The sequence below is a fragment of the Variovorax sp. GW458-11-26-14-LB1 genome, assembly GCF_059423965.1.
Genome location: NZ_JBWKYW010000006.1, coordinates 84,344 through 100,170 on the forward strand (window position 1 = coordinate 84,344; position 15,827 = coordinate 100,170).

The following is a 15,827-nucleotide window of genomic DNA, read 5'->3' on the forward strand; positions in this document are numbered from 1 at the left end:
AGCAAGAGGAGACATGACATGCCGCACATCCACGCCCCCATCAACCCCAGCGCCTGGCTACAACGCCACGTGCAGGAACGGCCCGACCAGCGCTATCTCACGCAGCCCCTGGGCGGCGGACAGGAGCGCCACTTCACCTGGGCGCAGGCTTCAGAAGAAGCGCGGCGCATGGCCGCGCATCTCGCGTCTTTCGGCTGGGAGCCTGGTTCGCGGGTCGCGATCATGTCGAAGAACTGCGCCTGGTGGTTCCTCGCCGACTTCGCGATCATGTTGGCCGGGCATGTCTCGGTGCCGATCTATCCTTCTCTCACGGGAGCATCGGTGCGCCACGTCCTCGATCACTCGGGCGCCAAGGCATTGTTTCTGGGCAAGCTCGATTCCGACGATTGGGGCGCCATGCGTGCCGGCATCCCCCCGGGGATGCCGGTGGTGCGGTTTCCGCTGCGCGCGGACGGGGAATTGCCCGACCAGCCCGTGGCCGACTGGGACACCGTGATCGCCCGCACGCCGCCGCTGACCGGCGAGCGCTCGCGCGGCGTCGACGAGTTGGCCACCATCGTCTACACCTCGGGAACCACCGGCGTTCCCAAGGGCGTGATGCACACCTTCGGCACGCTGGGGGCGTCGCTGGGCATCCTGATGGACGACTATGGCTTCGGCCCGCACGATCGCATGCTGTCGTACCTGCCATTGGCGCACAGCGCCGATCGGATGTTTTCCGAGATGGTGTCGCTGGCAAGCGGCTGCAGCGTGACCTTCAACGAAAGTGTCGAGACCTTCGTCTCCGATCTCCAGAAGACCCGGCCCACCTTCTTCATCGCAGTGCCGCGGCTATGGGCCAAGTTCCGCCAGGCCGTGCTGACGCGCATTCCACCTGCGCAGTTGACGACGATGCTGGCCGATCCCGAGAAAGGGCCGGCCGTGCGCCGGCAGGTGCTGGCGCAACTGGGCTTGGCCGAGACGCGCTATGCGCTGTCGGGTGCCGCGCCGCTGTCGCAAGAACTGCATCAGTGGTATCTCGACCTGGGCCTGGAGCTGCTTGAGATCTACGGCATGACGGAGAACATGGGCACGCATGCGAGCCGCCCTGGAAAGGGACGAGTGGGTTACGTGGGTCAGCCGCGACCTGGCGCCGAAGTCCGGCGTACCGACGACGGCGAGATCTTGGTCCGCTTCCCAGGCAATATGCGCGGTTACTTCAACGATCCGCAGCGCACCGCTGAGGTCATGACCGAGGACGGCTTCCTGCGCACCGGCGACGTCGGCGACATCGATGCCGAGGGCTACTTGAAGCTCACTGGCCGTGCCAAGGAGATCTTCAAGACCAGCAAGGGCAAGTACGTGGCGCCCACACCCATCGAGAATGCGCTGTGCGGCGATCCGCTGGTCGAGGCCTGCTGCGTGACTGGCGTGGGCTTTCCGCAGCCGTTTGCCGTCGTTCTGCTGGCGCCGGGCGCTACGCGAAGTCCCGAACTCACGCGAACGCTCGATGTGCTGCGGCAAGCTGTCAACCAGACTCTGGACCCACACGAGCGACTCGATTTTCTGGTCGTCGCCGCGCAGTCGTGGAGCGTCGAGAACGGACTCATGACCCCGACGTTCAAGCTGCGTCGCAACGTGTTCGAAACACGCTTCGGACCGCATTTCGAGCGTTGGGCGACCCTTGGCGAATCCGTCGTCTGGGCCGAATGAGTGCATAGGGGGCGTGTCAGGTTTCGCCCCTATCACGGAAGGGGGCCTTCGCGCATCCTGGCACCCTCGCACTCCCCTCCATTCGAGGGGCGAAAGAAATCATGCGCGTCGGCAGACTTCATGCCACCGAGAAAAACACGACGCCTACAGGAGACCCAACATGGCCATCATTGACTTCTTCGACCGCGGATGGGAGATCGATCCGCAAGCACCTGCTTACGTGATGGACGATGCGGTCTACAGCTTCGATGATGTCGGCACGCTCTCGTGCCGCATCGCGAACGCCCTGCTGGCGATGGGCCAGGGACGAGAGAAGGTCGGCGCGGTCTGGGCCGCCAACCATCCGGTGCCATGGACCTGCACCCTGGGGCTGTGGCGTGCCGGTATGGCGTGGATGCCTGTCAATCCGCGCGGAGCGCTCGAAGAAAATCGTCAGTTGCTCGATGCCTTCGACTGCGAGGTACTGTTCTTCCAGCAAGCCTTCGCACCGGCCGTGGAAGCATTGCGCCCCAATCTGCCGAAGATCCGGCTGTTCGTCTGCATCGAAGGCCCCGTGCCGGGGGCGCTAGGACTCTCCGAATGGATCGAAGGCCATTCGGGCAACAGGCCGCAGGTGACCTACCAGCCCGACGACACGGTGGCCGTGATGCCGACCGGGGGCACCACGGGTCTGCCCAAGGGCGTGATGAACACGCACCGCAGCTTCCAGGCCTTCTGCGCCCAGTTCATGATCGCCTGCAGCTACCGGGCCGACGAGAAGATCGTCAACCTTGCCGCAGCTCCGATGACGCATACCGCGGGTGTCTTGTCGCTGCCGTGTACGGCACGTGGCGGCACGGTGGTAGTGCTGACCAAACCCGATCCCACCGCCCTCCTTGATGCCATCGAGACGCACCGTGTGACCGAGTTCTTCCTGCCGCCGACGGTCATCTACCGATTGCTGGACATGCCGGGCATCGAGGGGCGCGACTTTTCCTCGCTGAAGTACTTCCTGTGCGGCGCTGCGCCGATGTCGGCCGAGAAACTGCGCCGCGCCATCGCGGTGTTCGGGCCCGTGATGATGGAGGCCTATGGTCAGACCGAGGCGCCCGGCGCAATCGCGATGAAGCGGCCGGAGGAGAACTTCGTCGGCGGGCAACTCGCCAGCGATGCGCGCCTGCTGTCCTGCGGCCGTGCCAGCCCGCTCACCCGCGTGGCGATCATGGGGGAAAACAACGAACCGCTTGGCGTCGGCGAGACCGGCGAGATCTGCGTGCGCGGTGACCTCGTCATGAAAGGCTACTACAAGGCGCCCGAGAAGACAGCCGACGCCGTCGTCGACGGCTGGCTGCACACCGGCGACGTGGGGCACCTGGACCGCGACGGGTATCTGCGCATCACCGACCGCAAGAAGGACATGGTGATCAGCGGCGGCTTCAACGTCTACCCGAGCGAGGTCGAGCAGGTGATCTGGGCTCACCCCGCTGTGCAGGACTGCGCCGTGATCGGTGTGCCCGATGCCGCATGGGGCGAGGCGGTGAAGGCCGTCGTCGAACTGACGCCCGGCATGCAGGTCTCGGACGGCGAGCTGATCGCCCTGTGCAAGCTGAAGCTGGGCAGTGTGAAGGCGCCCAAGTCGGTGGACTTCGTGGCCTCGCTGCCGCGCAGTGCCAACGGCAAGGTCCTGAAAAAAGATCTGCGCGCACTCTACTGGACGGCGCAGGACCGCAACATCTGATCCGCCGAGGCGGAAAGCGAGCAACCGATGACCCAGGAAACCCTCATCGCCGGTGTCGGCATGGTGCCTTTTGTGCGCCCTGGCCGCAGCGAACCCTATGACGTGATGGCGCAAAAGGCCGTGCAAGCGGCACTGGCCGATGCCCGCATCGACTACGGCCTCGTCGAGCAGGCCTTCGCAAGTTTCGTCTATGGCGACTCGTGCTCGGGCGAGCGCGCTCTCTACCGCGTCGGCATCACCGGCATCCCGATCACCAACGTGAACAACAATTGCGCGTCGGGCTCGTCGGCGCTGTTCCTGGCACGGCAGGCCATCTTGTCAGGTGTCTCGGAGTGCGCACTGGCGGTTGGCTTCGAGGAGATGCGGCCCGGCGCGTTGGACCGCATCTTTCCCACGCATGCGGACCCGCTCGAGCACCACCGCGCCAGTGTGATCGCTGCGATGGGACTCAGCGTGCAGGAGCAAGCACTGCCGCCCGCGCTGCTGATGTTCGGCTCTCAGCTCGAATGGGCTGCGCGTGAATTGCAGCTGACCGATGAGGTGTTCGCGCGCGTGGCCGTGAAGGCGCGCGCGCATGCGAAACACAATCCCTTCGCGATCTTCCGCGATCCGCTGAGCGTGGATGAAGTCCTGGCCGCCCCAACCGTGTGGGGGCGCTTACGCAAGCTGTATGCCTGCGCACCAAGCTGCGGTGCCGCTGCGGTGATCCTGTGCAGCTCCGATTTCGCCCGGCGCCATGGCCTGCGCGCCGAGGTGTCGATCCTCGCTCATGAGATGGGCAGCGACATCGCCACCGACCTTGACCCGCCCAATGTGCCCGATGCGTTGAGCCGAGCCGCCACGCGCCGTGTTGCGGATCGTGCCTACGCGCGCGCGGGGGTGGCGCCAACGGACATCGACGTCGCGGAGGTACACGATTGCTTCGTCAGTAACGAACTGCTCAGTTGCGCGAGCCTGGGCTTTTGTGCCGAAGAAGATCTGGCCGGCTTCGTCCTAGAAGGGCGCAATACCTATGGTGGGCAAGTGGTGGTCTGCCCGTCGGGCGGGCTGCTGTCCAAGGGCCATCCGCTCGGCGCAACCGGGCTGGCGCAGATCACCGAGCTCGCTACGCAATTGCGCGGCCAGGCCGGCGTGCGGCAGGTCGAGGGCGCTCGCCTGGCCTTGCAGCACAACGGCGGATTGGGCACGGCGGTGTCGGTGGCCATCCTGCAGCGGCGTGATTGACCCGAGATCGAACCGAAAGAGAAGAGAAAGAGAACCCGAATGACTGCTCCTGTCGTGCTCGAACGCGACGGCCATGTGGCCGCCATCGTGCTGAACCGTCCCGAACAATCCAACGCCATCGACCCGGACGCGGCGCAGGCGTTGATCGGGTGCATCGATACGGTGGCGGCCGATGCGTCGGTCCGCGCCGTGGTGCTGCGCGCTACAGGCAGGCATTTCTGCGCCGGCGGCAGCATCGCGTTCTTCGATCAGGCCGGCGCGGCGCTGCCGGCGCTGCTGGAGCAATTCATCGGTCCGCTCCACGCCGCCATCCACAAGCTGGCGACGCTGCCGGTGCCGGTGATCAGTGCCGTCAACGGGCCGGTCGGCGGCGGCGGCATCGGCCTCGCGCTGTGCGCAGACATCGTGCTGGCCGCCGAATCGATGAAACTGCGCGGCGGCTACTCAGCCCTTGGGCTCACACCGGACGCCGGTTCCTCGTGGCTACTGGCGCGCCGTGCCGGCGCAGCACGCGCCAAACAAATCTTTTTCACGAACGCCCCGCTGTCGGTACAGCAATGCCTGGCGTTCGGCATCGTCGACGAGATCGTCCCGGACGAAAAATTGGCGGCCCGCACGACAAGCCTCGCCCGTACTCTTTCGCAGGGCGCGACGGGCGCGCTCGCGCGCATCAAGCGGCTGGTCGACGGAGCGAACGAACGGTCGCTGCTGGAGCAACTCGACATGGAGCATCGGCTGATGGTCGAGGCAGCCGCATCGGTCCATGTGGCCGAGGGCATTGCCGCTTTCCGGGAGAAGCGCGCCCCGCGCTTTACCTGACGGCCTGTCCGGCTCTCCGCAATCGCTGAAAGATACTCCATGCAAATGAACCTCGATTTCCACGGCCGCCATGTCTTCGTTTTCGGTGGCACCACCGGCATCAACTTCGGCATCGCGCAGGCCTTCGCACGGCAGGGCGCCGCCGTGACCGTCGCGAGCCGCAAGCAGGAGAACGTCGACAACGCCTGCCGAACGCTTTCCGACGTCGGTGGCCCGGTACATGGCGCGTGTGCCGACGTGCGCGATTTCGACGCGGTCGGCCGCGCGTTCGAGAGCGCGGTCGGACGATTCGGGCCGGTGGATGTACTCGTCTCGGGAGCGGCCGGCAACTTCCTGTGCGCGGCGCGGGACATGTCGTCGAACGGCTTTCGCGCGGTGGTCGATATCGATCTCGTCGGCACCTTCCATGTGCTGCGCCAAGCGCACGCACACCTGTGCAAGCCCGGCGCGGCAGTGATCAACATCACCGCGCCGCAGTCCTTCGTTCCGATGCGCTACCAGGCCCATGCCTGCGCAGCCAAGGCCGGCGTTGATCAGTTGACGCGAGTGCTGGCGCTGGAATGGGGCGGCGAAGGTATTCGCGTCAACTCCATCTCGCCCGGCCCGATCGAAGGCACGGAGGGTTTCAGGAAGCTGATGGCGCCAACGCCGGAAGACCACGCCGCCGCGCGCGGCCACGTGCCGCTGCAACGCTTCGGCTCGCTCGATGACATCGCCAACCTCGCGCTATTCCTGGCTTCGCCCTATGCAAGCTACATCTCGGGTGCGCTGATCCCCTGCGATGGGGGTGGGGCCATCGAAAGCGTCAAGCCTGCGCTCGAGGCCGCGAGCCAAGCCGGCCTGTAGGCGGCAAGCACCGAGATAGCACATCCGCCGACGCGGGACTCCCGATGTCTTCAGGTCGATGAAGCGAACGCCGATACTTCACGCGCCAAAGGCATCGTAGGCTGTTTCTAGCCGCGGCCACTATCGACGCCGCGGCGCGTGTCTGTACAAGACATCCAAGTTCGAACCGTAGGGTTTCGACAATGCGCTGCACCAGCAGACTGAGCCCTTCAGTGTCCGTCGGACACCGATAGAAGTCGGCACCTTCCGCACCAATCTCGCGCGCGGTGCGGCAATGAGGGCCGAATGTCAGAGCGCCGGACTACGCTCTGGAGCAGACACACTCACGACATCATTCGACGTCTTTCAGCAAACGTCGCAGCACCTTCCCCGCTCCCGCGGTCGGCAGTGCATCCAGGAAACGCACATGCCTGGGCGCCTTGTACGGTGCCATGTTGTCTCTGCACCAGACGATCAACTCATCGGCGGCCAGTTCGGTTCCCGCCTTCTTCACGACAAAGGCTTTCACTACCTCGCCTTTGTCCACGTCCGGCTGTGCGACCACCGCCACTTGGGAAATGGCCGGGTGCTTGATCAGAATGGTCTCGACTTCCTCGGGGAACACCGGATACCCCGACACCTTGATCATTTCCTTGAAGCGCCCCATGAAGGTGAGATAGCCATCGGCGTCCATGCGCCCCATGTCGCCGGTGTGCACCCAGCCGTCGCGCAACGTGGCGGCGGTAGCTTCGGGGTTGTTGAAGTAGCCCTTAAAAACGCCGGGACTGGTCAGCACGATCTCTCCCTGCTCGCCCGCTGCCAGCGCATCGCCGGTGTCCGGGTCGAGGATGCGTATCACCACCCCCGGCACCGCCAGGCCCACCGTGCCCCAACGGATGGCGTTGGTCGGCATGTAGGTGTCGCAGCTATGGGTTTCCGACAAACCGTAGGCAGCCTCGCGCGCATGGGCGTTCGGAGCGAAGCTCTTCCACTGCAGGGCCAGCGCTTCGGTGAAGGCGATGCCGAAGCTGGTGACTGTGTTCTTGCTCAGGCTGGACAGATCGAATCGGGTGATATCGGGCTGCTGCATGCAGGCCGCGTTCATGGGTGCGATGCTGTACCACGCCGTGATTCGGTAGCGGTCGATGGCCTGCAGCGTGGCACGCGGCTCGAAACGATGCAGCAGCACGGCGGTGTCTCCGCAGAGCACCGGTACGTTCACGCCGGTCAACATACCGGCGACGTGGTACATCGGTGCGACGCATAGCTGTGTGTCATCCCGCTCCACCCCCATGGCGAAGGCCGAAGTACGCGTCTTGTACAGCGCATTGCCATAGGTGAGCATCGCGCCCTTGGGCAGCCCCGTGGTGCCTGACGTGTAGAGCATCAGCGCCAGATCATCCATGTCCAGTTCGACGGAGGCGGGTCTGGCGCTGCCGGACATCACGGCCAGAAAGTCTTCGCAGTCCGTCGGCACAACGCGCGCGTCTTCACGCGCCGTACTCAGTTCGGCGGGCAGGTCCAGTGTCGGCTGCGCGGGCAGCAGGTCGGCATAGTGCACTATGAACACGTGCGCCAGCGTGCTCACTGGCTTCACCTTCTGCACCACCGGCAAGAGGGCCGCTGCCGCCACGATCACCCGCGCGTTCAGGTCGTTCACCTGATAGGCCAGTTCATGCTCCTTGTTCAGCGGTCCGTTGGGGCACACGACGGCACCGATCTTCTGAATGCCGTAGTGCGCTACGACGTACTGCGGGCAATTGCCGAGGAACAGCACCACCGGATCGCCCTTCTTCACGCCAAGGGCCTGCAGGCGGGCGGCGAAGGCATCGCTGGCACGATCCAGGTCGGACCAACTCAGCACGGTGCCGTACCAAACCAGGGCAGCGGCATCGGGCCGTTCTCGCGCATGCATGCGCAGGTACTCGTGCAGGGGCTGGATCGGGCAGGCGGGCAGGGCTGTTTTCACCATGTCGATACTCTCTTTATGTCTTGGGGATGATGGCCGGCGGATCGAAGCAGGTCGTCGCCGGCGGTACGCCGGCGAAGCGCTCGATCTCGACGAGGCATGAATTGGCCGTGCTGCCCTGCGCGATCTCCGAAGTTCCGAAGTCGCGCGTGAGTACATTGGCGTTGCCATGCTTGTCGAGGGAGATGCCGTCGCCGTCTTCCGGCGACAGGTCCAGCCAGGCGCCGGTGGCCATCTGCAGCACACCCGGGATCACAGCATCGGAAACCACCGCCCCCGCAAGGCAGCTGCCTCGCGTGTTGAACACCCGGACGATCATCCCGGTCTCGATGTTCCGGCTTGCCGCATCGACCGGGTGAATCCGTATCGGCTCCCGCTCGGAGATCTTCAACTTCCGGCTGTGCGGCGCGTGGTCGTACTGGCTGTGCAGCTTGGAGCTCGGCTGGTTCGACAGCAGGTGCAAGGGAAACGCCTGCGCCTGGGTCGCGCCCAGCCATTCTTGCGGCTCGATCCAGACCGGATGCCCCGGCTGCCCCTCGATGCCGAAGTCGCGGATGGTCTGCGAGAAGAGTTCGATGCGGCCCGACGGCGTGCGCAAAGGCTTGCCAACCGGGTCATGGATGAACTCCGAGAAGACCGCCGCGGACTCCTGCGTCGGCACCTCGACCATTCCCTTCGCCCAGAACTCATCGAACGTCGGAAGCTTCAGGCCCTGCTCGTCGCCTTGCTCCTTGATCTGCGCATAGAACGAGCGCAGCCAATCCTCCTCCGTCTTCCCCCCCGTGAATTCTTCGAGGCATCCCAGCCGGGTGGCGAGCTCGGAGAAGACCTCGTAGTCGTTCCGCGCATCCGCATGGGGTTTCGCATGCGCTGCGGAGGCGATGACAAAAGGATCGCTGCTGGTGCCCACGATGTCGTTTCGCTCGTACGCCACGGTGGTGGGAAACACGATGTCTGCATGCTTGGCCGTCGCCGTCCACCAGGGCTCGTTGACGATGATGGTTTCCGGCACCGCCCATGCCTTGCGAAGACGGTTCAAGTCCTGATGGTGATGAAAGGGGTTACCCCCCGCCCAATAGATCAGCCGTGTGTCGGGGTAAGTGAGCGTTTGGCCGTTGTAGCGAAACGACTGCCCCTTGTTGAGCAGCATGTCCGCGATCCGGGCCACGGGGATAAACGAAGACACGGGGTTCCTGCCCTGCGGCAGTGCGGGAATCTTCACCGTGATCGACTCAAGACCGATGCCGTTGACGGCGGCATAGCCGAAGCCGAATCCACCGCCCTCCAGACCGATCTGGCCGATCATCGACGCCAGCACGACCGTCATCCAGTACGGCTGCTCCCCGTTCTCGGCCCGCTGTACAGACCACGACATAGTGATCATGGTCCGGTGCCGCGCCATATCGCGCGCCAGCTGCGCGATTTCCTGCGCCGGCACGCGGCAGATGGATGATGCCCACTGCGGTGTCTTCGCAATGCCGTCGAACAGTCCCAGCAGGTAGGCACGGAACTGGTCGTAGCCGACCGTGTACCGGGCCAGGAATGACCGGTTCGCGAGGTTCTCGGTTTCCAGCACGTAGGCCAGCCCCAGCATCAGCGCCACATCGGTTTGCGGACGGATGGGCACCCATTCGCAGGGCACGCTTGTGTCGTCCCGGATCGGGCTTATCGAGACCAGGCGCACACCCGCCTGAGCGAGCTGCCCGAGCGTGTCGCGATAGCGATGCCGTGTGACGCCACCGGCATTCACCTGCGCGTTCTTTTCCGGCAGCCCCCCGAAGGTGACCAGCAGCCGGGTGTGGCCGATCATGGACTTGAACGAGGTGTGCCGACCCGCGAGGCTGTGCATCGAGCCGACCACGCGCGGGATGATCACCTCCCCGGCGCCGTAACTATAGGAGTTGATCGATCGCGTATAGCCGCCTAGCAGGTTCAGGAAGCGATGGATCTGGCTCTGCGCATGGTTGAACCGGCCGGCACTGGCCCACCCGTAGGAGCCGCCGAAGATCGCCGTATTGCCGTGCGTCGCGCGCACCCTGTCCAGCTGCGCGGCGGCCATGTCGAGCGCGGTCTTCCAGTCGACCTCGACGAAGGGCTCGCGCCCGCGGCCCGCACCGCTCGCACGATGCTGCTTCTCGAGGAACGATTGCCGGACAGCGGGCGCGGCCACCCTCGGCCCCGTGTGCGAGCCGTCCAGGCCCTCCCAGACCGGCGCCGGCGCGGGATCGCCCGACCAGGACCGGATGCCGGACACCCTCCCCTGGTTCACGGACACGCTATAGGTGCCCCAGTGCGTGGAGACCACGCGGTTCTCTTGGACAGGCAGCATGAACGGCTCCTGCGGACTCAGGCTGCCGCCCGGCTGGAGGCCAGCGGCGGCGGCGCCTCGCCCTGCCCTCGGCCGAGTTCTTCATCGGCCACGGCTTCCAGCGAACGGTTAGTGGTGCGCGGGCCGAACAGCAGCACGGGGATGGCGAAGACGATGTAGATCGCGGCAGCCGTCCACGTCACATACTTCAAGCCACCTGCGGACACCAGTGCCGCGCCCATCACGCCGGAGACCGCGCCGCCGACCCGGGCCCCCGACATCACGATGCCGTTGCCCAGGGCGCGCAACTGCGTGGGCATCGTCTCGGGGATGTAGGTGTAGTAGGCATTGAGGACGAATCCGGCGAAGACGGTGAGGATGCCGCCGATGATGGATACAGCCCAGTAGCCGGTGGACATGCCCAAAGCTGCCAGAGTGAGCGCCGCGAACACGGACATGAAGAGGATGGTGTTCTTGCGCTCCCACCGATCCAGAAATCGCATGGCGAGGAAAGGCATGGCGCCGTAGACCACGGTCCAGATGAACAGGATGAAATACGCGTCCTTCTGCGCGTACTTGAGGTCGTACACCAGTGCGTAGATGCTCCAGTTCGCCCAGGTGTAGTACGCGAGGTAGACCCCGAAATAGGAAACGAAGAGCACGGCCAGGTTGCGTAACACGGACCTGTTCTGGAACAGGTCGCGCAACGTCGGCTGCGCTGCGGCGTACGGTACAGCCGACACCTGGGGCGTGGCGAGCGGGCCCTGGCGCAGCGCACGCGCTTCCAGCCGGCTGACGATCTTCTCGGCGCGGTCGACTTGTCCGCGTGCCACGCACCAGCGCACCGACTCCGGCAGGCAGAAGTGCACCAGCGGGGCGATCAGCAGACCGATGCCGCCTGCGAGGAACAGGTGACGCCAGGTGTCCGGCCCGCCGGTCGGCAGGTAGAACATGGCCAGCGCCGCCGCAAGCACTGCCGCAGCAGTGAGCCCCATCGTCACGACCGACAGGAAGCGCCCGCGCGCGCCGCTTGGAAACATCTCGGAGACGTAGACCAGCAGCACCGACGTGGCCGCCTGCACTCCGAGGCCGGTGATGAAGCGGGAGCCCAGGATCAGTTCGTACCCGGGCACGAAGGCGGTCGCCACCACGCCGAGCGAATACATGACCGTGCCCCACACCAATACCGGGCGACGCCCCCATCTGTCCGAGAGCCAGCCGCCGACGAGCGCGCCGATCACCATGCCTACGTAGAAGGCGCTGCTGATGAAGCCGATCTGCTCGGTGCTCATGCCGGTGTGCGCCTTGATGGTCGGACTGGCATAGGCAAAGATGGCGTTGTCGTAGTACTCCAGCATCATGTTGAGCGCCAGCAGAGCGGCCCAGACGTAATGCAGCCGCATCGTGGGCAGGCGGTCGAATCGCGCCAGCAAGAACGAAGGGGCGATTCCGGCAGAGGTTGGCCTCGTCTCGTCAATACGGTTCATCATTTGTCTCCATCAGCGTTTCATCTGTTGTCTGGTTTTGTGCTGTGCCGCCACGCCCACGGAACACGCGGACGCAGCCATCCCCCGCATGCGGGGCGATGCGCTCTTCGTGGAAAGGCCGCGGCTGATGCCCGCGGCCTGCAGGCCGGGGCCTAGTCTGCGCCGCAGCCGACCACAGCGACCGCGCGGACCTCGACCAGGTACGCCGGGTGGGCCAACTGGGTCACGCCCACCCCGGTCCACGACGGGTAGCGGTCGGGCAGGAACTCGTCCTTGACCTTGGCGAACGCCTGGATGTCCGGGCCTTGCATGTCCATGTGGAAGGTCATGATCTCGACGACATCGGCCAGTGTGGCGCCGGCCTCCTCGAGGACGGCTTTGAGGTTCTGGAATGCCAGCCGGGCCTGCGCGGCCATGCCCTGGCCGGGCTTGCCCGTCGCCACGTCGAAACCGACCTGGCCGGACACCCAGACCATGTCGCCCACACGGGTGGCCGACGAGAAATGCAGCTGGTCGTAGTGCTTCGCCTTGACGGACGCGGGGTTGATCATTTGTCGCTTCATGGTGGTGGTACTCCTGGTGATGTCAGATGCCGGCAACCTGGCGGAAGATGGGCGAGCGGAACGAATCGCCCTGGCTGAAATGAGCCATTTCCTTGCGAAAGAGCGGACCGACGCGGGCATAGCTCGGCTTGCAAGTGGGCAGTTCCCGAAAGGTGGCGTCATCGCCGAAGAAGCGCATCACCAGGGTGTGACGGGTGGGGCAGCCGGCGTCGACCGGGGCGCCGCCGTGCAGCGAACGCGGGTGCAGGAACACGATGTCACCGGGGTCGATGTCGAAGGAGACGATGTCCCACGACGTAGGGTCACGCGCCAAGTCCTTGTCGATGTGCGGCAGGCGGGGGTAGGTGCCGTCGCCGTAGAGCGGATCCGTCGGATCGTCGGCGCTCATGAAGCTGGCGCCGTCGTACTGGATGCCCAGGTGCGAACCGCGCACGATCTCCAGCGAGTTCCTCTTGGGAATCTTCTGGAAGGTGATCCAGGCGTTGCCCCAGTGGCGGCCGGCCCAGGGCAGATTGGCCGTGTCCTGATGCCAGGGACCACGACCGCTCTTGCCTCCTTCCTTGGCGAAGATCTCCTCGGCGAAGTACCAGACGTTCTCCGAGCCCCACAGCTCCTGGAAGATCTGCCCGAAGGGCAGCGACGCTGCCAGTTCGTCCAGCTTGGCCTTGGCCTCGGGGTTGGCATTGTCGATATGGGTCTCCAGCGCAGTCCCGTTCAGGCCCCGGTAGACGTGGGGACCGGGGTTGGCCATGTCCCACTTGAAGGCGTCGTAGCACCGGGCCAGTTGGGTTTCGTCGAGACAGTTCTTGAAGACGGTGGCACCGTCGTTGCGGAACTGGTCGCGCATCTCGGGGGTGGTCAGCATGGTGAGGCTCCTTTGTGATCGGGCAGCAGAAATTTCCTTGCCCTGGATGCCTCACTGTAGCCATCCATCCAATTTTACACAACAGTCGTTCTGTTAATGAAATCCCATATTTACATGACACTCGTTGTGTAATATTTAGACCCCCCTAAGGGGAAACGAAGCTGACGCGAGGAAAGCTGTTGCCAGAACATGACGGCCACGACTGCACCGCAGCGAGGGGTCGCTGCGAATTCTCGTGTCGGGTATCAGGGGCAATCGGCCCCCACGGCACCATCGCGGCCGGCGCCGAAGCGACGCGCAGCATCGCTGCGCGCGCAGAGATGACAGTGCGGCCTAGCCGGCGTTCGCGCTGCGCGATCCGGGTGCGGGTTGCACGCCAGATGCCGGAGCGATCAGGACGCCTATAGCGTCGATGAGCGCCCGGATCCGCTTGGAAGTGAAGCGCTTGGGCTCGACGGGATACATCAGCATCCAGCCGTCCCCCATCGCGCTGAGTTGATCGGCAAGCAGGTCGGCCGGAATGTCGCAGCGAACGCTCCCTTGCTCCTGCGCTTCCTTGAGGATCGACGTCTGGATTTTGCGAAATTGCGCATAGCGCCGGGCGATCACCTCGGCGAATGCGGGCTCATACCGCCCCTGCGCCAGCAACTCAGAAGTCGCAGGCCAGAACCGTGTGTTGCGCTCGTTCAGCTGCAGCCAGTGTTCGAAGAGCAACCGGATGTCACCCTTTTCCCGGACCGACTCCAGCATGGCATCGAAGCGATCGAACGCGCTTTCCAGCAACGCGACGATGAGCTCCTCCTTGTTTGCGAAGTAGTACGTCACGGCACCGGTCGAGTGCCCGGCGTACTGCGCGACCGTGCGCAGCGATGCCTTCGCATAGCCTTCCCGTGCGATCACCGATGCCGCAGCCCTGAGCAACTCCTTGCGCTTGATTTCGGGGTCGCCGGCGGGGCGCCCCCTTGTCGGCGTCTGCCCACGCTCCCCGGCGCCGTGCGCTGGCTTGGTCTTCTTATCTGACATCGTTGAGGTCATCCACGAACAACTTGCACATCCATATCCATTCCTCGTGGACCGAAGCGATCGGTTTCGTCGGCCAAGATCCCACGGTACTCAGTTTAGTAGGCGCCCATGGGCACCACGAAGACTGCCATCAAGCGGTGCGATAGACACCCCGCCCGTCGACCTGCACCTGCCCGTCGGCCAGCAACTCGACCAGGTGTTGCGAGATGGTGCGGGTCTCCGCATCGACCACCCAGGGGCTTTCATAGCCCGGCGGATACAGCATCCGATGCTGGGCCAGCTGCGCCAGCGTCTTTGGCGATTCGCGCAGCAGGTCCAGCAGCCGCTGCGCGCGCTCGTCGAACTTGGCGGCGAAGGCCGCGAGATCGCGCAGAAATCGCTCTCTCTCGGTGTACACGCCACGGTGGTGCGAGGTGACCCACACCTTGGCCGGAATGTCCGGCAGCCGCGCCAGACTGCGGCGGAAATCCCGCAAGCTGGAGCCGGCGTCGCCGTAGTAGGGACCGAAGCCGGTCAAGTCGATGTCGCCGATGAATGCAACGCCCTCCGGCTCGACCAGCAGCACGGTGTGGCCGGCCGTGTGGCCGGGCATGTGAAAGGCCCGGATGCCCGTCCGGCCCAGGTCCCACCTCGCACCGTCCACGTAGCCTCTTGCATCAGGTCGCGGAGCATAGAAGAAGTCGCGTTGGAACTTGGCGAGCATGTCTTGGATGACGGCCGGATCGGTCATGCCGAAGGCTTTGAGCATGCCGTCCCAACCTTGCGCCGCAGGCAAGTCTGCTTCGTGCACATGCACCGCCGCGGCGGGCAGACGGTGCAGCCCAGCCATGTGGTCTTCGTGCACATGCCCCATGACCACCAACTCGGTGGCGTCGAACTCGGGACCGATGTGGTTGGCAACGATCGGCGTATCGAAAGCGGCGCGCGTATCGGTGCCACGTATGAGCACTTGGTTGCCATCGGGATACTTGCCATTCTTCTCGCCGAAGAAAACCGAGACGCGGCCAAAATCAATGCGGCTGACGGCAGTTAAAGGATCGGTTTGGTGGAAGACAGCGCTCATGCTGCCTCATTCCTGGTCATGCCGAACAGCCGATCGATGCATCTCATCCCTCTGCAAAGAGGCAATGTCCCATTCTCTTGGTCCCACCGCATGCCCCTTCTCCCCTGCATGGCAACTATCGAAGTGAAGCGACCTCGACGAGGGCAGCTTCGCTCCCAGTGGAATCTCCCGTCTGATGCTTGCATGGCGCGACCTCCCAACTCAAAGCAAAAAGTCAAAGACTAGCAAATCACATGATTTTTTACAACGATCGTTTTGCGAATGCATGAGCG

General features: G+C 64.6%; 12 protein-coding genes. 5 read left to right on the top strand and 7 right to left on the bottom strand.

The window, feature by feature from the left end; all coding sequences use genetic code 11:
• Window positions 1-18 precede the first annotated feature (18 nt).
• The 5 genes from AC07YS_RS06405 to AC07YS_RS06425 all read left to right on the top strand — a co-directional run bounded on the left by AC07YS_RS06405 (window position 19) and on the right by AC07YS_RS06425 (window position 6,298).
• Window positions 19-1,692: an AMP-binding protein gene (locus AC07YS_RS06405; RefSeq protein ID WP_495267536.1), complete on the top strand. Its 1,674-nt coding sequence runs from the start codon at window positions 19-21 to the stop codon at window positions 1,690-1,692.
• A 160-nt stretch (window positions 1,693-1,852) separates the two neighbouring features.
• Entirely contained in the window at window positions 1,853-3,409 is a 1,557-nt protein-coding gene (locus AC07YS_RS06410; protein WP_369632464.1) for a class I adenylate-forming enzyme family protein, read from the top strand.
• 27 nt (window positions 3,410-3,436) lie between these two features.
• Window positions 3,437-4,633, top strand: a complete 1,197-nt coding sequence (locus tag AC07YS_RS06415; RefSeq protein ID WP_070064105.1) for a thiolase C-terminal domain-containing protein — start codon at window positions 3,437-3,439, stop codon at window positions 4,631-4,633.
• Window positions 4,634-4,672: 39 nt separating this feature from the next.
• Complete coding sequence (locus AC07YS_RS06420; protein WP_125948593.1) at window positions 4,673-5,452, top strand: enoyl-CoA hydratase/isomerase family protein; 780 nt, start codon at window positions 4,673-4,675, stop codon at window positions 5,450-5,452.
• A 39-nt stretch (window positions 5,453-5,491) separates the two neighbouring features.
• Window positions 5,492-6,298 carry an SDR family oxidoreductase gene (locus AC07YS_RS06425; protein ID WP_492736744.1) on the top strand — a complete coding sequence of 269 codons (807 nt, stop codon included), beginning with the start codon at window positions 5,492-5,494 and terminating at the stop codon, window positions 6,296-6,298.
• 331 nt (window positions 6,299-6,629) lie between these two features.
• Here the strand turns inward: AC07YS_RS06425 and AC07YS_RS06430 are convergent, their stop codons facing one another.
• From AC07YS_RS06430 to AC07YS_RS06460, 7 genes are all read right to left on the bottom strand, one after another.
• Window positions 6,630-8,249 carry an AMP-binding protein gene (locus AC07YS_RS06430; RefSeq protein ID WP_125948591.1) on the bottom strand — a complete coding sequence of 540 codons (1,620 nt, stop codon included), beginning with the start codon at window positions 8,247-8,249 and terminating at the stop codon, window positions 6,630-6,632.
• 13 nt (window positions 8,250-8,262) lie between these two features.
• On the bottom strand, window positions 8,263-10,575 hold the full coding sequence (locus tag AC07YS_RS06435; RefSeq protein ID WP_492736746.1) for a molybdopterin-dependent oxidoreductase: 2,313 nt from the start codon (window positions 10,573-10,575) through the stop codon (window positions 8,263-8,265).
• Window positions 10,576-10,592: 17 nt separating this feature from the next.
• On the bottom strand, window positions 10,593-12,041 hold the full coding sequence (locus AC07YS_RS06440) for an MFS transporter (protein WP_164546794.1): 1,449 nt from the start codon (window positions 12,039-12,041) through the stop codon (window positions 10,593-10,595).
• A gap of 152 nt (window positions 12,042-12,193) precedes the next feature.
• A complete protein-coding gene (locus AC07YS_RS06445) occupies window positions 12,194-12,604 on the bottom strand; it encodes a RidA family protein (protein ID WP_062469655.1) in 411 nt (136 codons plus the stop codon).
• A 22-nt stretch (window positions 12,605-12,626) separates the two neighbouring features.
• Complete coding sequence (locus AC07YS_RS06450; RefSeq protein ID WP_062469658.1) at window positions 12,627-13,469, bottom strand: phytanoyl-CoA dioxygenase family protein; 843 nt, start codon at window positions 13,467-13,469, stop codon at window positions 12,627-12,629.
• Window positions 13,470-13,802: 333 nt separating this feature from the next.
• The gene (locus tag AC07YS_RS06455) at window positions 13,803-14,492 is read right to left on the bottom strand and encodes a TetR/AcrR family transcriptional regulator (protein ID WP_125948588.1); all 690 of its coding nucleotides are present in this window, start codon (window positions 14,490-14,492) and stop codon (window positions 13,803-13,805) included.
• 130 nt (window positions 14,493-14,622) lie between these two features.
• Entirely contained in the window at window positions 14,623-15,555 is a 933-nt protein-coding gene (locus tag AC07YS_RS06460; RefSeq protein ID WP_070064098.1) for an MBL fold metallo-hydrolase, read from the bottom strand.
• Window positions 15,556-15,827: the final 272 nt, after the last annotated feature.